This window comes from Chitinophaga rupis (genome assembly GCF_900109685.1).
GTDB lineage: Bacteria > Bacteroidota > Bacteroidia > Chitinophagales > Chitinophagaceae > Chitinophaga > Chitinophaga rupis.
The window spans coordinates 455,099-472,901 of sequence record NZ_FOBB01000001.1 but is presented as its reverse complement, the minus strand read 5'-3'; the positions used below and the strand labels follow the sequence as shown (position 1 = coordinate 472,901).

Annotated in this window: 11 protein-coding genes; 3 read left to right on the top strand and 8 right to left on the bottom strand. The window is 49.4% G+C overall.

The annotated features are described in order from the left end of the window. Positions 1-266 precede the first annotated feature (266 nt). The 3 genes from BMZ54_RS01820 to BMZ54_RS01810 all read right to left on the bottom strand — a co-directional run bounded on the left by BMZ54_RS01820 (position 267) and on the right by BMZ54_RS01810 (position 7,840). On the bottom strand, positions 267-5,846 hold the full coding sequence (locus BMZ54_RS01820) for an alpha-2-macroglobulin family protein (protein ID WP_089906439.1): 5,580 nt from the start codon (positions 5,844-5,846) through the stop codon (positions 267-269). 62 nt (positions 5,847-5,908) lie between these two features. After that, the gene (locus BMZ54_RS01815) at positions 5,909-6,175 is read right to left on the bottom strand and encodes a hypothetical protein (protein ID WP_143080879.1); all 267 of its coding nucleotides are present in this window, start codon (positions 6,173-6,175) and stop codon (positions 5,909-5,911) included. Between the two features lie 159 nt (positions 6,176-6,334). Then, on the bottom strand, positions 6,335-7,840 hold the full coding sequence (locus tag BMZ54_RS01810) for an ATP-binding cassette domain-containing protein (protein ID WP_089906437.1): 1,506 nt from the start codon (positions 7,838-7,840) through the stop codon (positions 6,335-6,337). Positions 7,841-7,924: 84 nt separating this feature from the next. On the opposite strand from BMZ54_RS01810, the gene BMZ54_RS01805 reads away from it, so the two are divergent. Continuing rightward, entirely contained in the window at positions 7,925-8,470 is a 546-nt protein-coding gene (locus tag BMZ54_RS01805; RefSeq protein ID WP_238386457.1) for a GNAT family N-acetyltransferase, read from the top strand. Between the two features lie 8 nt (positions 8,471-8,478). Here the strand turns inward: BMZ54_RS01805 and BMZ54_RS01800 are convergent, their stop codons facing one another. The 5 genes from BMZ54_RS01800 to fabF form a co-directional block, all read right to left on the bottom strand. Then, positions 8,479-9,294 (bottom strand): DUF6048 family protein, encoded by an 816-nt coding sequence (locus tag BMZ54_RS01800; protein ID WP_089906436.1) that lies wholly within the window; start codon positions 9,292-9,294, stop codon positions 8,479-8,481. Then, the gene (locus BMZ54_RS01795) at positions 9,257-9,721 is read right to left on the bottom strand and encodes a DUF6452 family protein (protein WP_143080878.1); all 465 of its coding nucleotides are present in this window, start codon (positions 9,719-9,721) and stop codon (positions 9,257-9,259) included. Before BMZ54_RS01795 ends, BMZ54_RS01800 begins: the two co-directional genes overlap by 38 nt. A gap of 169 nt (positions 9,722-9,890) precedes the next feature. Next, positions 9,891-12,761: an excinuclease ABC subunit UvrA gene (gene uvrA, locus BMZ54_RS01790; RefSeq protein ID WP_089906434.1), complete on the bottom strand. Its 2,871-nt coding sequence runs from the start codon at positions 12,759-12,761 to the stop codon at positions 9,891-9,893. 89 nt (positions 12,762-12,850) lie between these two features. After that, positions 12,851-14,122, bottom strand: a complete 1,272-nt coding sequence (locus tag BMZ54_RS01785; RefSeq protein WP_089908220.1) for an alpha/beta hydrolase family protein — start codon at positions 14,120-14,122, stop codon at positions 12,851-12,853. Positions 14,123-14,253: 131 nt separating this feature from the next. Continuing rightward, the gene (fabF, locus tag BMZ54_RS01780) at positions 14,254-15,516 is read right to left on the bottom strand and encodes a beta-ketoacyl-ACP synthase II (protein WP_089906433.1); all 1,263 of its coding nucleotides are present in this window, start codon (positions 15,514-15,516) and stop codon (positions 14,254-14,256) included. A 182-nt stretch (positions 15,517-15,698) separates the two neighbouring features. On the opposite strand from fabF, the gene BMZ54_RS01775 reads away from it, so the two are divergent. Together BMZ54_RS01775 and BMZ54_RS01770 are read left to right on the top strand one after the other, a co-directional pair. Beyond that, positions 15,699-16,271 (top strand): RNA polymerase sigma factor, encoded by a 573-nt coding sequence (locus BMZ54_RS01775; protein ID WP_089906432.1) that lies wholly within the window; start codon positions 15,699-15,701, stop codon positions 16,269-16,271. 190 nt (positions 16,272-16,461) lie between these two features. After that, complete coding sequence (locus tag BMZ54_RS01770; protein ID WP_089906431.1) at positions 16,462-17,649, top strand: FecR family protein; 1,188 nt, start codon at positions 16,462-16,464, stop codon at positions 17,647-17,649. Positions 17,650-17,803: the final 154 nt, after the last annotated feature.

Here is a 17,803-nt window from a genome sequence, read left to right as displayed (position 1 = left end):
TTTAATTACGAATTATCAATTACGAATTACGAATTTGATTGAAGCAATTTGTGTGTGTAGTTTGCCAGTATTACTACCGGGTTTAACCAGGCAAGTTTGGGCCATGGCAGCCCTGAAAATATATTATGAATGGGCTTGTTATACATCAAAAGAGCCAAATATTAATTATGAATAATCAATTACGAATTACGAATGAAAGCGTTTTCATGTGTTACTCATCCACTTGAACTACTCCATTCGTAATTCGTAATTGACCATTCGTAATGCTACTTCACGATCTCTATCCATTTCCCGGGTGCAAAGTCATGAATGGTATTATCATACATGGCTTCGCAGGAGGTGGCCGGTAAATAATAACGGCCTAAATACGCAGCATTCAGCAGCACATTATACGTGTAAGTTTTGTTTTCTTCAATGTTAAAGTAGGTGTATACCCGGTCGTCACGGATATCCATATACGTAAAGGGCGATTGCGAAAATGCGCTGTCGCTTTCCAGCAGGCGGGTATTCAGAATTTCCCAGCCGGAGGGGAAGATCTGGCTCAGCGCCATCTGCTCGTAATACCCGCGTTTGCCGGGGTTGCGGATGGTAACGGTAGCCATAAAGTCCGTGCCCTGTGATAAGGTGGCGGGGTCTATGGGTTTGCCGCTACGGGTGCTGTATTTCACCTGCATATCCAGCACATCCGGGTTATGCGCTGCCACCGGTTCCTGCCCGGCTTCCGGCTGGCCCTGCAGAATAAGGCGTGCATAAAGCACATTCTGCCCGTTGTTCTGCAGGCTTACATTACCTGCTGCACCGGTAAAGGTTACCGGTATCTGTGTAATATAAGAGTTACCGTTTACGCTGCCTTTGGCGTTATTCAGCTGGTAGGTAAAGTTCATTTTACTACCGCTGGCATTGCTGCCGCAGTATTTGGCAATAGCTATCAACGTATATGCAGTGGTTTGTGTGCTGTACCAGCTTTCCTGTGATAACAGGGCGGCTATTTGTTTTACCAGCTCACCGGCGCGGGCGCGCTGGCCCATGGCCGTGAGGGTTTCCAGTATCATGGCTTTATCGCGCAGGTCAGAACCAAAAGTGCCGCCCAGCTGCTGGTATGGTTTTACCTCGGTAGGTAAGTTCTTAATTAAGGCATTGGCTACTTCCGGTTGGCCGCTCAGGCGGTAAGTGGCTGCCAGCCGCCATTTAGCCGGTACGGATAAATATTTGAACTCTTTCAGCCGGTTCATGGCGCCCAGTTCCGGTACTTTGGCCAGTGCCAACAGGTACAGCCGGTATGATTGTATCAGATCGCCACCATAGAAGTTATAGGTGCTGGGCGCCCAGGTGGCTGCTTTGTTGCGCTGGTATTTTTTCCACTGGTCCAGCAGGCCGGGAGGCAATGCATAGCCTTTGGCCTGTGCTTCCAGCAGGAAGTGGCCTGCATAGTTAGTGCCCCACTCGTCAGAGGTACCTTCACCCGGCCAGTAACTAAAGCCGCCATCAGATGCCTGGAATCCTTTGAGGCGGTTAATGCCCGCTTTAATGTTATGATCTATTTCCGCCTGCTGGCTGGATTTCAGGTCAGTAAGCTGGTTCAGCATCAGCTGCGGGAATACGCTGGATGTAGTTTGCTCAATACAGCCGTGCGGATACTGGATCAGGTAATTGAGACGTTTGGCCAGGTTCAGCGGCGGAATGGTAGATACTTCCAGCGTACCGCTGTTAGTGCCGGCCATACCCACAGGGCTAAACGCAGTATTCCATACGCCGTGTGCTTCCAGGGTGTTTTCCAGCGTGCTGGTGATCACCGGATTAGGGTTGCGCACCTGCAGCTCAGTTGCTTCTTCTGCCCGCTCACTGCCGCTGCTAGCAATTACTTTCACTTTGGCTACGCCTACCTGCGCTTTCACACGTACATCAAAGTACACCATTTGTTCGCCCGGTTGGGAGAAGGTTACTGTTTTGGTATTTTCTCCCACTACTTCCAGCAGGTTGTTGGTGCTGAGGGTAACCGTGGCATTGCGGATATTATTTTCCAGCCCAAATACGGTAACGGGTAATTGAATGGTTTCTGTAGGACCCAGCACACGCGGTAAAGAGGTTAACAGCATGAGCGGTTTTTTCACTGCCGCCGTTTTTTCAGTCATACCATATGCGCCATCCTGTCCTGCTACTACCATGGCTTTTACGGAGCCAATGTAAGGCGGCAGCTTAAAGCTGTGCGTTTGCGACTGGCCTTTTTTCAGGTAAAATGGCCCCATAAATTTCACTACCGGTTTAAAGCGGTTGGCTTTGGCATTGCTGGCGCCGCGGTCCAGGCCTTCATCACCGCCTATGCTTAAAATACGGTCCATATCTGCGCCCCAGGCGCCGATCACATAATCAAACAGGTCCCAGGTTTTTACGCCCAATGCTTCCCGTGCATAGAAAGCGCTGTGCGGGTCCGGTGTTTTAAAACGGGTCAGGTCCAGCAGGCCTTCATCTACCAGGGCAATGGTGTACGTCATGGCTTTGCCTTTGGCCTCTGATACGGTAATGCTGGCTTCCTGCTCCGGCCGTAGTGTGGCCGGCAGCTTTATCTGTGGCGACAGTATCGTGTTCTGGTCTGATACCGCAATGGGAATGGTGCCGTACATACGGATGGGCAGATCGTTCACTGTTTGCGCATGCGGCTGCAGCAGGCTAACGTTCACGTATATATTAGGGGCCATATTCTTCTCTGCCTTAAAGCTAAAAGTGGTTTGCCCTTTTTGTGTGCTGATCCATTCTGTTTTCAATACCCGGCTGCCGGATTCAATACTTACCAGGCCCCGTCCGCCTTCGCTGCTAGGGATAGTGAGCGTGATATTATCGCCTACATTATACTGTGTTTTATCGGATGTAAATACCAGCATGGCTGCTTCTGCAGGATTTTCCTTTTGCATACGCTCCGCCCATCCCGGCCAGTCAATATACACTGTTTGGCCGCTGGTATGGCCGCTTTGCAGGTCTTTTACCCTTACCAGGTAACGGCCCCAGTCCGGGTAGCTGATCTGCAGATTCCAGTCGCCTTTACCATTGTGCAGGGTAACGGTTTCTTTTTGCAGCAGCTGGTTATAGCTGTCCTGTGTAAAGTTGCTAAGGTCTTCATTCTCACTTTCATCCCACCACCAGCGCCAGCGGATCTTGTACAGCTCTACCTGTACTTCATGGTCGCCAGGCAGCAGGTTGCCCTGCTCATCTACATTCACCAGGCTTACTGCGTGCGGTTTATCAGTAAGCAGCATGCCTGTTAAGCGGTCGCCCTGCGGCATGCGCAGGCCCGCATAAGAAGCAAAGGGATTGTAGGGCATGGAGAAGTGATCAATACTAAAATCGCCACCCGGCTCAAACACCTTCACTTCAAAATTGGCTTTCAGCTGGCCGGGCGCCAGCTTACCTAATGGCAGGTCAGCACTTACATTGGCGGCTCCATTATCGCCCAGGGGGCCTTCAAAAAGGGTTTTATCTTCTGTTTCAAAATGGGTAACCGGGTCATCAAACGCATAATCCGCAAACTTGGGAAAGCGGGTGGTTTGTGAGCTCAGCGACACATCTACCTTAGCCTTTAAATGCTGGGCCGTAGCGCCAAACAGCCAGGCGGCAGAAAGGGTACCGGCGGTAGCGGATTTTTTAGACAAAGCTGCTTTGCCAAAATCCAGCTTTATTTTTAAGCGGTTAGGCTTTACGGTTTCTATGCGCAGGTTCTTCTGGAATACTGCGCCGCCTACTTTTACTTTAGCGCTCCAGCTGCCGGTAGGGTCTTCTGCAGCAGTGGCAGTGGTGAAATTATAAAAGCCGTTCAGTGACTGGTGTTGTGTTAAACGTTTATACAGCTGCCCTTTAGGATTGTATAATTCTAAGGTAACCGGGTGATCTTCCGGCAGCTTTTTCTCCTTATCCTCTAAAATGAATGTAAGGAACAGGGAATCGCCGGGGCGCCATACGCCACGCTCTCCGTACAGGAAACCTTTAATACCGTTCTGTACTTCTTCTCCCTTCACATCAAAACGGCTCAGTGGCAGGGAGCTGCCATCATCCAGCTTCAGGTAACCGCGTTCATCGCCTTTCTTGGCAATCAGCAGCCAGGGCTTGCGTTTCAGGTCAAAGAAGGCCATGCCATCGCCGTCGCTCTTGGTTTTATAAATCACCTGCTGCTGGTAATCCAGCAGTTCCAGCTCTACGCCCATCAGTGATTTGGTATCACGTATATCCGTTACTGCTACTACCATACTGTTATCATTACCCCGTTTGGCCGTTAAGCCAATGTTGGAGGCAATGATGTTGCGCGATGCCCATTTGTCTTTGGCGTAGTAAGAGTTGGAGCAGGGCGATCCTCTTTCTTCCCAGTTATACCCGTAGGGATAATAACTATCATACCGCTGCCAGAAGGAATCGTCTTCGTCTATGGCATCGCCGTAATAACGTTGTTCTTCTTCGTCTTCTTCCTCACTGCCGGCATGGTCGCCGTCACCTTCTTCGCTCTTGCAGGTTTGCAGCGCATAGGCTTTGCGGAAGCCCAGCGTTACGCGGTAAATGGCCCCGGGCTCTGTACGCAGCAGTTTTTCCAGGTCCAGGAAAAAGCGGTTGCGTTTGTGCAGGTTCAGGGATTTATCCAGATCCAGGCGGATGGTTTTTTCTACTACGGGCTTGCCCACACGGCGCAGCTCCTGGTCGCCGTTCAGGCTATTGGTTTGCAGGTACTGCGGTATGTTCTGTTCATAAATTTTAATGATGGTTACATCTACGGCATTCAGGTTCACGGCTTCAAAAGGCAGGGCCAGCTTGCTGCTCTGGGGCAGTATAACCCCGTTACCGGGTATGCTTACTGCCGGTAAGGTGTTCTCAAAGTTCACATTGCCGGTCATGGTGGTGCCCAGGCGTTTATCCGTAATGTCCTGGATGCCTTCATTTACGGCAATGGTATAATTACCTTCCAGGCGCGCAGGTGCAAATACCTTTACCTCACTGCCTTCTATAGAATAACGCAGGTCGGCCTGCCCGCTGATGCCGATCAAGCCATCCAGGTTTTGCGCTACGCTGATGGGGTTAGAGAACTGCACCAGCAGGTGCTGCTCCGGTTCAGACACAGCACGTATATCCAGCACTTTGAACACGCCTACAGCAGGCACCGGGATACTTTTTTTGCCATCAATATCTACTGATAGTGGTTTACCATTCCAGGTCAGCTCCAGCCGGCGTTCTGTATTTCCCCTGCCGATGTTAGCAATGGTAAAGCGCGATGTTTTTTCTGCCGGGTTATGCTGCCAGGTAATGGGCAACGTTTGCCCGTTATAGTGATTGCTCACCAGCTTTTCTATCTGCTGCGGATCTTCTACATCAGCGGTATGTACCACGCCGGAAAAGGTCATTTTCTCGAACGTGGAATTATCGGATGCTTTCAGTCCATTATCTTCCAGTGAAAAGGAAGGTTTAATGACGCGGAACTCAAAATCGAATGATGAAAGATCATCCGGCACTTTCAGCACTTTTGACAGGCGGAAAGTGGCATTATATGTTTTACCGGGCTGCAGGTTTTCATCCGGCCTGAATTCAACGGTAGTAGCATCTACCCAATAGGCTTTCCCTTCAATATCCGGGCTGAATTTGAAAATACCACCTTCCAGGGGCTCATTCTGTGTATGCGTTACGTTTACATTGCCGGCCAATTGTACACGAATAGTACTCTGCTTGGATATTACACCTGCAGTATAGGCCTCAATATACCGGGCCAATGCGGGATTCATGACTTTTTTGGCTTGCTTACATGCCGGTAACAATAACAACGCCACCAGGAAGGTGGTAAGAGCGGTAACAGCCGCGTGCTTTGTTTTGGGATACATTCTCTCTACTGGGTTTAGGTACGCATAAAGATAATGTAAAATGTATAATCAGATCCGGCTTTTTATGATAGTGATGCAGCTGGTGCTGGCGGCGGATTATGGCCATTTTTGCAACGCTGCCAGGTTTGTTGCAATTGATCAAAGAGGATGAAGGTGATCTTTTCTTTTTCTGCATTGCTGATATGCGCGCCTTTTACTTTGCGGTAATAAGTAGGCAGGCTCCAGTTACACTCTGTACAAATACGGGTTTTAACGGCCAGGGGTAACTCTGTGAGCAGCTGGTGAATGTGCTGTAATGGATTCAATAACAGATTGGACTGTGGGCTCATGGCGGATAATTTTTTGGTTAACAATGTAATTATAAACTCACGTGGCTTCTTTTACATACGTTAATTTACTGCCCCACGGTTTCATAAAATGTTTACATTTCTCAAAAAAATACCAGAAAAATATTAGTGTTTATAACAGCACGGCATATACGAAAAAGCTCAGGAAGCCACTACCTTTCCTTTTTCCAGCTGTAATACCTTTGTTACAGAAGCAGGTATTTCTTCGGGGTAATGCGTTACAAAGATCAGGGTAAGCTCCATTACCGCGCACAGCGTATCTATTACCTGCTTAAAATGCTGTTTTTGCCGGCTGTCCAGCCCCTGGCAGGGCTCATCAAAAATAAGCAGGGGCGGGTCTTTTACCAGTGCGCGGGCCAGCAGGGCCAGCCTTTGTATGCTTTCAGGCACCTGTTTAAAGGATTGCGTACTATATTGTTCAATGCCCAGTATTTCCATCCAGCCCTGTGCATGGGTGGTTTGCTCCGGGGATGGTTTACGCGTAGGACCAATAATATCAAAGAAACCGGAACATACTACCTGCAGGCAGTTATTACCTGCAGGAAAATACTGGTGCAGCTCCGGTGATACAAACCCGATCTTACGTTTTATATCCCAGATGCTTTCCCCGCTGCCACGCTTACGGTCAAACAGGTACAGCTCATTCGCGTAAGCCTGCGGATTATCAGCATTGATAAGGCTAAGCAGGGTAGATTTGCCTGCGCCGTTAGGACCCAGCAAGGCCCATTTCTCATTGGGCTTTACCGTCCAGTTAATGTTGTCCAGTATTGTATTATCGCCGTACTGCACGTGCACATTTTCCATATGTACAATGGTATTAAATGCGCGGGGAGCAGGTTGTACCAGCGCCTGCAGCTTTTCTCCGTTAATAACCGGGCCATCATTTGCCGCAACGGTGGTGGCAACGGGCAGCTGCTGAAATTCCTGGCGTGTATACCTGCCTGTTATAATACCGTTATCCAGCGTAAGCACATGGGTAATATTATCCGGTATTTCTGTCGGGTTGGTAACCAGCAGCACATGAATGCCGCTGGCAATGATCTGGTTCACCATATCCATAAAATGCCGGCGGGTTTGTACATCCAGGCCTGTAAAAGGGTTATCCAGCATCAGCAGCACAGGTTTTTGCAGCAGGCCTTTGGCAATCATTACGCGGCGGGTTTCCCCGTTGGAGAGTTTAATAAGCTCCTTATCCAGCAGGGTATTGATGCGCAGGGGCGCCAGCAGGGGCTCTTCCCGCGGGGTAGCGGCTTCCCCATACAGGTATTGGCGCACGGTAGGGGCATCGCCCGCATCCATGCTGTTGAAGCGTTGCTGGTAATAAAAATCAGACGTATTGCTGCGGTTGCGGAAATTATGATGATGGGCTACCTGTGCCAGCAGGTTGCGATAGGTAAAATAAGGATCCGTGATCGTGTGCTGCTGCCGGTACTGGTCATAAAAGTGGTAATGGATACCGCCGTTGATCACGTTAAAGCGGCCTGCAATCGTATTTAACAAAGCCGTTTTGCCGGAGCCGCTGTTACCTGTAATGGCCCACTGCTGGCCCTCCAGCACTTCCCAGTTCAGGTGGGTGAATAATGTTTTATCCAGGTAACGTACGGTAATATGTTCCAGTGTCAGGAAAGCCCTGCCTTTTTCACTCATGATCAATTTGTTGACGGTTACACACTTATAAAGGGCGTAAATTTATGAAAGGTTTGGGCTAGTTTTGGAAAAAGTTGAGGGTCCATGGTCGACGGTCGATGGTCCATGGCGGTGAGCGGGGAGGCGGTGTGTGCGCCGGCAACAAGTATGCTGCAACAGGTAAATCCATTAAGAACTAATATCAATATGATCTGGATAGAAAAAACATTTGAATCATTAACCACAACAGAATTATATGAGCTGCTGCACCTGCGCAGTGAGGTCTTTGTAGTAGAACAAAATTGTCCTTACCAGGATATGGATTATGCTGACCAGCAGGCAGTGCATGTAATGGGTTATAATGACGATCACAAACTGGTAGCCTATACCCGCCTGTTTGGCCCCGGCATTAAATATGAAATGGCTTCTATCGGAAGGGTGATCACCGCAAAGGAAGTTAGGGGCACCGGTGCAGGAAGGGCATTGATGGAAAAGTCTATTGCTTTACTGGAAGCGCGTTTTGGCAAACAACCTATTAAGATAGGCGCGCAGCAATATTTACTAAATTTCTATAGCTCCTTAGGCTTCCGCCAGAGTAGTGATATGTACCTGGAGGATGGGATACCGCATGTTGAAATGATCAGAGAGTAATTGATGCTTTATCGTCGTTTCGGCGGTTCTGCCTTCCTGGGTACATGTACTTTGATATTCCCTAACGGTATACAATAAGATACGGTGTATTGCCAGTCGAACTGTGATCCTTTGGTACCGCTGCCAAAACCGGGTATAACAATGGGGGGAAACGCAAGATCTTTGCTAGGGCCGCTCACCTTGATCTTTTCCCGGATGCTCCATCCTAAAAAGAAGTTCTTTAATACCTCTGCTTTCAGCCCCAGTATCAGCTCTACCCAATGTGCATTCACGCTGGTTTTAGGGAAGCTGCCGGGGAGCTTATCGCCCCAGTAAGAATCGTAAATAGTATAGCTGGGCGCCTCATAATTCAGGTGGGCAAATCCATAACGGATACCGCCATAGATCATGTACCGTTCTTTATTGCTGATCTTTTGCAGGAAATTCCAATCCACCCCTACTGTTGTAAAAATGCCATTGCCTTTATAGGTGTAGTTGCTATCACTGTGTGAAGTGCTATGAAAGCCCAGTTCTGCGGCCAGGTACAGGTCTTTTTTAATACGCATATCACCGGCAAAGGAAACATCCGTTCTGTAAGGTTGAAATACTTTGAGGATAAAACGGCTGATATCAATACCAATCCTTATGCCGCCGGGTACTTCGTATATACTATCCGGTAAGGCCGGTACAGGCTTTTTCTTCTCCGCAACATTTTTACGCGCAGTAGTATCTGCAGCCCGTACGCTGCTGTCTATAGGCGTAAGCGCAGGTTTTTTCACCTGTGCACGCGCCGCTATGCAGCTGCTGCTAAATACCAAAATATAAAGTAATATGCGCTGTATCATTCGTGGTGGAAGTTATAGCCTTTTGATTGATCAATAATGATTGGATGGTATTATTAGTGCTGATCACCGTATCCAGGTTAAAAAAAGTGGCAAAGCCGCAACCCGGAGAAACAAAGTGTGGCGCTCTTTTGTACCGGAAGGTGATCGTATCTGGGTCGGAGATGGAATCTACCTTCAGGTAAAAACGGCTGCTGTCCGCCACCGGCGACAGGGACAGGAACACATCCGACACCGCCTGTTTGCGGTAAATGCTATCCATTTTCAGTGCATACAGGGTTACCTGGGCCATGGTAGTATCCCGTGTAAAACCGGCGCTGTCGCGTATAAAGCGCATGTGCAGATCCGTGTTCAGCGCCTGGTCACAGAACTTGGTCTCATCATCACAGGCCACCGCTGCTAACAGGAATAACAATATAAAGTACTTCACAAATAAGCGGTTAGTAATTAATGATTAATAATGAATAATTAATAATCAAGAGGGAAATGTTGCGTGTTACAATTATTGTTCATTATGAAGAATGAACCATCAATAATTAAGAGCACGATATTACGTGTAATATCCGTACCCATTATTATTAATTATTCATTCTTCATTATTAATTATACAGCTCTTTCTTCAGGAATTTCGCCGTGTGGCTATCCTTGCAGGTACTCACTTCCTCCGGGGTGCCGGTGCAAAGAATAGTACCGCCACCGCCGCCGCCTTCCGGCCCCAGGTCAATGATGTGGTCTGCCATTTTGATCACATCCAGGTTATGTTCAATTACCAGGATGGTATTGCCCCGGTCTACCAGCTTATTCAGCACGTTCAGGAGCAATTGTATATCCTGGAAGTGCAGGCCGGTAGTAGGTTCGTCCAGGATGTAAATGGTTTTACCGGTATCTTTCTTGGATAGCTCCGTGGCCAGCTTTACGCGCTGGGCCTCGCCACCGGAAAGGGTTACGGCCGACTGGCCCAGGGTAATATACCCCAGTCCCACATCCTGCAGGGTTTTAACCTTGCGGTAAATGTAATTCACGGGCTGGAAAAATTCCACGGCTTCATCCACCGTCATATCCAGCACATCGGAAATGGACTTGCCTTTGTAACGTATTTCCAGGGTTTCGCGGTTGTAGCGGCGCCCGTTGCATTTTTCACAATGCACATATACATCCGGCAAAAAGTTCATTTCTATTACGCGCATGCCGCCGCCTTCACACACATCACAACGGCCGCTTTTAACATTAAAGGAAAAACGGCCGGCATTATATCCCCTGATCTTGGCTTCCGGCACCTGTGAGAACAGCTGGCGGATATCGGTGAAGAAACCGCAGTAGGTAGCCGGGTTGCTGCGCGGGGTGCGGCCTATGGGCGATTGATCTATCTCAATCACCTTATCAATATTTTCCAGCCCCTTTATACTTTTATAAGCCAGTGGTACCAGCTTGGAATCATATGCATGTTTGGAGAGGATCGGGTACAGTGTTTCATTAATGAGCGTGGATTTACCGCTGCCGGAAACGCCTGTTACGCAAATGAAAGTGCCCAGGGGCAGCTTTACACTTACATTCTTGAGGTTATTACCGGTAGCGCCTTTCAGCTCCAGGAACTTGCCGTTGCCTTTCCTTCTTTCTCCCGGGATGGTGACGCCGTGTTTACCATTCAGGTAACCGGCTGTAGGCGTATTCAGCTTTATTACCTGCTGAGGGGTGCCCTGGGCAATGATCTGCCCACCGTGAATGCCGGCGCCGGGGCCTACATCCACCAGGTGATCGGCATGCAGCATAATATCTTTATCGTGCTCCACCACGATCACCGTATTGCCCATTTCCCGCAGGTGCTGCAGGGCTTCTATCAGCTGCATATTATCCCGCTGATGCAGGCCTATGCTGGGTTCATCCAGGATATAGGTGATGCCCATCAGCTGCGACCCTATCTGGGTGGCCAGGCGGATGCGCTGCGATTCCCCGCCGCTTAATGTACGGGTGGGGCGGTTCAGGGTCAGGTAGCTTAAACCTACGTTCAGCAGGAACTGCAGCCTTTCCCTTATTTCTTTAAGAATATCTTTGGCAATAACATTTTGTTTGCTGTCCAGCCGTTTTTCAATATTCCGGAACCAGTCCTGCAGCTTATCCAGGTCCATTTCCCCCAGTTCGGAAATATTCTTTTCATCTACCTTAAAATGCAGGCTTTCTTTTTTCAGGCGTGCGCCGTTACATTCCGGGCAGGTGCTCAGCTGCATAAAACCTTCTGCCCAGTTACGCACGTAGTCAGAGGAGGTATCATTGAAATAGCGGCGTACCATGTTCACTACGCCTTCATATTCGGTAGCGTATTCCCCGCTGCCGTTGGAGCCAAAGTCCATATCCACTTCCAGCTTGCCATTCTCATCGCCGAACAGCAGCACGTTCATGGCTTTTTGCGGAATATCGCTGATGGGTGCAGTGAGGGAGAATTTGTATTTGCGGGAAAGCTGCTGTACCTGTTTAAAGGTAAAGGTATCCCGCGCTTCGCCCAGGGGCGCCAGGCCGCCATCGTTAATTGATACGCTGTAGTCCGGGATCACCTCATCCATATTTATCTGGTAAATGGTGCCCAGGCCTTTACAGCGGGGACAGGCGCCGTAGGGGGAGTTAAAGGAGAATGTGTTGGGAGAAGGCTCTTCGTAGGAAAGGCCGGTATCCTCACACATCAGCTGCTTACTGTACTGGCTTACCTTTTCGGTGTCGTTGTCCATTACAAACAGCAGCCCTTTGCCCATTTGCAGGGCTTTTTGCACGCTCTGGCTAATGCGGGTGCGGGCATCTTCCTGTACCTGTATGCGGTCTATTACCAGCTCAATATCGTGTATCTTATAGCGGTCTACCTGCATGCGCTCTTTCAGGTCCTGGATCTCACCATCTACCCGCACTTTCAGGTAACCCTGCTTGCGCACCTGCTCAAACAGCTCGCGGTAATGGCCTTTACGGCCGCGTACCATGGGAGCCAGTATCACCAGCTTCTTTTTAGCGTAGTGCTTAAACAGGTGGGCCAGTATTTCCTCTTCCGAAAAACGCGTCATGCGCTTGCCGGTGTTATAGGAATAGGCTACACCTATACGGGCATACAGCAGGCGCAGGAAATCATAGATCTCTGTGATAGTGCCTACGGTAGAGCGGGGATTTTTGTTGGTGGTTTTCTGCTCTATGGAAATAACCGGCGAAAGGCCGGTGATCTTATCTACATCCGGCCTTTCCATATCGCCAATAAACTGGCGGGCGTAGGCGGAAAAGCTTTCCATATAACGGCGCTGACCTTCCGCGTAAATGGTATCAAAAGCCAGTGATGATTTGCCGCTGCCACTGATGCCGGTGATCACCACCAGCTTATTCTTGGGCAACTGCAGGTCCAGGTTCTTCAGGTTGTGTTCCCGGGCGCCAAACACTGCAATATTATCATCCGCAGCTACCGGTACAGCAGGAACCGTTGCATTCTTCTTTTTTGACATAAGCTAAAGTCCTCAAAAAGTTCTTGTCTGAACTTTTTCAAACTACTAAACTACGCCATAATTGGTTGCCAACCCTCAAATTTTTCTGATTAACGCATGGCCATATGTTTACCTACAAACTGCAGGTATTGCTCCCAATCGTAGGAGGTAACATCATGTTTGCCGGAGCGGATGTGATAGCGGATAAACTCCCCGGTAGGCTGCTGTACGTGCGGAAAGGTTTCAGTGCCAACGCCTTCTTTGCCAAACAGTTTGTACACCGGTTCGGCATTGCGGGCGCTCAGGAATTCGCCCCGGGGGTCGGACCATTGGTCGCCTTCGGCGCTGGCCACGTATAAGGGGCGGGGGGCAATCAGGGACAGCAGCATGTGCTGGTCAACCGGCAATGCGGCGGTATTATTCGCAAAGGTTTTATAATTGGCTACAAACCAGTGGGGGAAGTTGCGGGTAATGATCTCTATGTTCTCGCCATAGTCCCGTTTAGAGAGGGCGGCTCCGCCTTCGCCGGATTCATTGGAGATCACCATGGCAAAACGTGGATCGCTGGCGCCGGCCCACAGGGCGGCCTTGCCCAGGCGGGAGTGGCCCATCAGCAGCACCAGGTCCTCATTTACCCTGCGGTCCTGCCGCAGGTAATCCAGCGCGCGGCATAACGCCCATGCCCATACGCCCATGGCGCTCCACTCCTGCGGTTCTATATGCAATACATCTTTTAGCTGGGTGCGGAAGCCGGTTTGCCAGCCATCCGGCTTATCGGCTTCCACCTCTCCGTAAAAAAAGGTGGCTACGCCATACCCGCGGCTGATAATATCTTTAATAGGCCATTGGGATGCCTGTGCGCCCCGGGAGGCTTCTGTAGCATGGTTATCAACAATGCCGGGGCCTTTCACGGTATAATGCGGGGTAATGGGAATGGTGGTATCATCCACTACTGACTGGTTACCATAAAAGTTCATGCCCAGGAATACCGGTACCTGGCCCCGTACTTTATTGGGCAGGTATAATAACAGGTGGATCTGTGCATTGGTATCGGCCCGGTTAAAATACAGGGTGATCTGTTTGCAGGTGGCCAGGCTATCCAGCGCATAGGGGTTCAGGCTGGTCACTTTAAAGCTCATTTGCACCGGCGTGCGCGGAAAACGGCCATACACATTGGTTTCAAACAGATGATAGATATACGGGCGCTGCACCTTGTTCCATTGTTGTACGGTGGTAACGGTTTTACCGTCAGCCATTTGTAAAGGATCAGGGAGCGTATAGGCAGGTACGTTAGCTTCAGTGAGATTAGCTTCAGTTCTTTGTGCAAACGCCGTTATGCTGAAAAGGCAGCAAATAAAAAGCAGCGTGGATAAGCGGTGCATAGGCGACATATATGCAAAAGGTACCGAAATTCTGTGCCAAAAAAAAGGAACGGCCGTTAGTTAAACAGCCGTTCCTTTTTTTAAATATAAAGCAGTATGTGAGCCACCACGTTAGTGATAGCACGAAATTTTTATGCTTTTACTTTTGTAAATACTACAATGGCATTATGTCCGCCAAATCCAAAAGTATTACTCATAGCAACATCCACTTTACGCTGCTGCGCCTTACCAATGGTCAGGTTTACATCCGTAGGAATACCTTCACCCAATGCCGTTGTATTAATGGTGGGCGGTACAATATCCTCCTGGGTAGCCTTGATACAGGCAATGGCCTCAATAGCGCCGGCAGCACCCAGTAAGTGGCCGGTCATGGATTTGGTAGCGCTTACGTTCAGCTTTTTCACCTGCTCTCCAAACAGGCCGGTAATGGCTTTCAGCTCGCTGATATCGCCTACCGGGGTGGAGGTAGCGTGTGCATTAATATAATCTACATCTTCCAGGGTCAGCTCCGCATCTTCCAGGGCTTCTTTCATACCCAGCTTAGCGCCCAGCCCTTCCGGGTGGGTAGCGGTCAGGTGGTAAGCATCTGCCGTCATAGCGCCGCCTACCATTTCTCCATAAATAGTAGCACCTCTTTTTACCGCGTGCTCATATTCTTCCAGGATGATGGCGCCTGCGCCTTCGCCCATCACGAAACCATCACGGTCCGTATCAAAGGGGCGGGAGGCTGTTACCGGCTCCTCATTGCGGGTGCTCAGGGCTTTCAGCGCGTTAAAACCGGCAATACCTGCACGGGTAATAGGCGCTTCAGAGCCACCGGCTACAATTACATTGGCCTTGCCTAAACGTATGTAGTTAAAAGCATCTACCAGGGCGCTGCTGGAAGAAGCGCAGGCAGATACCGTACAATAGTTTATACCCATAAAGCCATATTTAATGGCTATTTGTCCTGCTGCAATGTCAGAGATCAGCTTGGGAATAAAGAAGGGATTGAACTTGGGAATAAAGCCACCCTGGGTAAATTCCACGATCTGGTCTTCGAAGGTTTGCATACCGCCGTTGCCGGAGGCCCAGATCACACCAATTTTTGTTTTGTCAATATCCCCGGTGTTGATACCGGCATTTTCAATAGCCTCCTGGGCGGCTACCATAGCATATTGTGTAAAGAGGTCCATTTTACGGGCCTCCTTCTTTTCCATGAACTTTTCTATATCAAAGTTTTTCAGCTCACAGGCAAACTTGGTCTTAAATTCTGTGGTATCAAACCGGGTGATCGGTGCCGCACCGCTGGTGCCGGCTTTGATATTTTTCCAAAAAGTGTTTACATCATTCCCGATAGGCGTTAATGCTCCCAACCCAGTAACTACAACCCTTTTTAGTGAAATAGTACGCATAAAAGTTTAATCAAATATTATAGTAGAGCGCAAATTTAGTTACTTATTCTTATAAAATGTAAAATGTAATATTTTAAATGTAAAATGTAAAGGAAGGGTACGCCCCAATTTTAAGCCGTTTTAAAGGATTACCCAAAAGTTTGCAAATCTATTTTAGTTACCTTCGCCTCCTCTCGTATAACATGTTATCAGGGGCTGCCGCAAATGAGAAGACAGTAATGGCCAATGTGGAGGACCTGCTGCTGAAAGCTTCAGCAGGGGACAGGCAGGCTTTTGCAGACCTGTACACGGCCTGTTTCCCGGCTTTATACCCCTTTGTGCACTTCAGTACCCGCTCCCAGGCCGACGCTGAGGAGATTATCCAGGACATTTTCCTGAAAATGTGGGAGCGCCGGGAAACCCTCACCGGGATCCGCTCCCTGGAAGATTACCTTTTCATTATGGCCAAAAACAAGCTGTTGGACCATTCCCGCCAACAGGCCACCCGTCTGAAAGCTGCACAGGACCTCAGTGCGGGCCAGGTGGAAGCCGGCAGTACCGTAGAAGGCGACCTTATTTATAAGGAATACGAGCGTGCTGCCATGGACGCCATCACAAAACTGCCCAAACGCAAGCAGCAGATCTTTTTTATGCGCACGCAGCAAAGTATGTCCCTCAATGAAATAGCTGCCGCCTTCCATATTTCCCGCTCAGCAGTGAAGAAACACCTGTACGCCTCCATCCATTTTATTAAGCAGCAGCTGCACCTGGAATAAAGCGCCTGCATTCTGCAGGATTGATCAATCCCTCAAACAAAGCTCTCTTAACCTTACGCTGTTGAGGGAATGATTTGTTCAGATTATTGCTGATAACCAATCGTTTAAAAAATTTTCAAAAAAACTTTCCCTTCCGGGTGTCCATTTGAGGCAGGAGTGCGTCTTTACTCCTGTATAGCAGAAACTACCCATGGACCAGCCGACAATCATATTATTACTGGAAAAGTATGCCCGGGGCGCTGCCTCGCCGGAAGAAGCCGCGCAGGTAAACGCCTGGCTGCAGCAAGCTACCCCGGCGGAGTTCGATGCTGTACTACAGCAGTGCGATGTGCCGGCGGAGTTTAAGGCGTTCCCGCCCGTTTCCCCGGAATTTGCATACAGGCTGGAAAACCAGCTGGATGCGCTGGAAGAAGGACCGGCGCCCATACGCCGCCGTGGCGTAGTATACCTGAAAAGATTAGCGGCCGCTGCTGCCGTGCTGGTACTGCTGGCCGCCGGCGCTTTATACTGGTTACGTAAGCCCGCCCCGCAACCGGTAGCGCAGGCAGTACCTAAAGTAGCCACGCCACAGGTACATGCCCCTGGCGGTAACCGGGCCATGCTTACCCTGGCAGACGGCAGCACCATTGTGCTAGACAGTGCACAGAATGGCGTACTGGCGCAGCAGGGCAGCACCCGCATTATAAAACTGAATAACGGACAACTGGCTTATACCCCGCCCGCTGCCGGCAATGGCAGCGAGGCGGTTTTTAACACCATTACCACCCCTGCAGGTGGCCAATACCAGCTTACCCTGCCGGACGGCAGCAAGGTATGGCTGAATGCCGCCTCCTCCTTACGCTTTCCCAACCACTTTAGCGGTGATGAGCGTAGCGTAGAGCTGCATGGGGAAGGATATTTCGAAATAGCGCATAATAAAACCCTTCCTTTCCGGGTGAAGGTGAATGAGGCCGTAGTAGAAGTATTAGGCACCCACTTTAACGTGAACGCCTATAGCGATGAAACAGACGTACGCACCACTTTACTGGAAGGCGCTGTGAAAATGAGCAAGGGTGCAGCTTCCGTATTACTGGCCCCCGGGCAGCAGGCCCGCCTGCAAAAGAACGGAAATATGAACCTGGTAAAGGAGGCGGATTTAGAGCAGGCCATGGCCTGGAAGAACGGTTATTTCCAGTTCAATAAAGCCGACCTGCCCACGCTGATGCGGCAGATAGCCCGCTGGTACGGCCTGGAAGTAGTGTATGAAGGACCGGTAAAAGATTATGAATTTGTAGGCAAAATAGCCCGGAACGTGTACCTGGCAGATGTTTTAAAAGCGCTGGAAGGCAGCGGGGTACATTACCGCATGGAAGGCAACCGCTTAATAATAATGAGTTAATTATAATAATCACAGATAAGGGACAATAACAACACATAGCAAACAAACACGTGTATTGAAAATTTAAATAAACAGGGTTTTCCAAAAAAAAACCGGAAGTGCAGCGAACACTCCCGGCGGGCGTTTGGAATAACTACAAAGATGCGTTGAACAA

What these genes read in the sequence shown, in the direction of transcription:
- BMZ54_RS01820 (WP_089906439.1), bottom strand. Translation starts at nt 5,846, where the DNA reads ATGTATCCCAAAACAAAGCACGCGGCTGTTACCGCTCTTACCACCTTC.
- BMZ54_RS01805 (WP_238386457.1), top strand. Translation starts at nt 7,925, where the DNA reads ATGGTCGACGGTCGATGGTCCATGGCGGTGAGCGGGGAGGCGGTGTGT.
- BMZ54_RS01800 (WP_089906436.1), bottom strand. Translation starts at nt 9,294, where the DNA reads ATGATACAGCGCATATTACTTTATATTTTGGTATTTAGCAGCAGCTGC.
- uvrA (WP_089906434.1), bottom strand. Translation starts at nt 12,761, where the DNA reads ATGTCAAAAAAGAAGAATGCAACGGTTCCTGCTGTACCGGTAGCTGCG.
- fabF (WP_089906433.1), bottom strand. Translation starts at nt 15,516, where the DNA reads ATGCGTACTATTTCACTAAAAAGGGTTGTAGTTACTGGGTTGGGAGCA.
- BMZ54_RS01810 (WP_089906437.1), bottom strand. Translation starts at nt 7,840, where the DNA reads ATGAGTGAAAAAGGCAGGGCTTTCCTGACACTGGAACATATTACCGTA.
- BMZ54_RS01785 (WP_089908220.1), bottom strand. Translation starts at nt 14,122, where the DNA reads ATGCACCGCTTATCCACGCTGCTTTTTATTTGCTGCCTTTTCAGCATA.
- BMZ54_RS01770 (WP_089906431.1), top strand. Translation starts at nt 16,462, where the DNA reads ATGGACCAGCCGACAATCATATTATTACTGGAAAAGTATGCCCGGGGC.
- BMZ54_RS01775 (WP_089906432.1), top strand. Translation starts at nt 15,699, where the DNA reads ATGTTATCAGGGGCTGCCGCAAATGAGAAGACAGTAATGGCCAATGTG.
- BMZ54_RS01815 (WP_143080879.1), bottom strand. Translation starts at nt 6,175, where the DNA reads ATGAGCCCACAGTCCAATCTGTTATTGAATCCATTACAGCACATTCAC.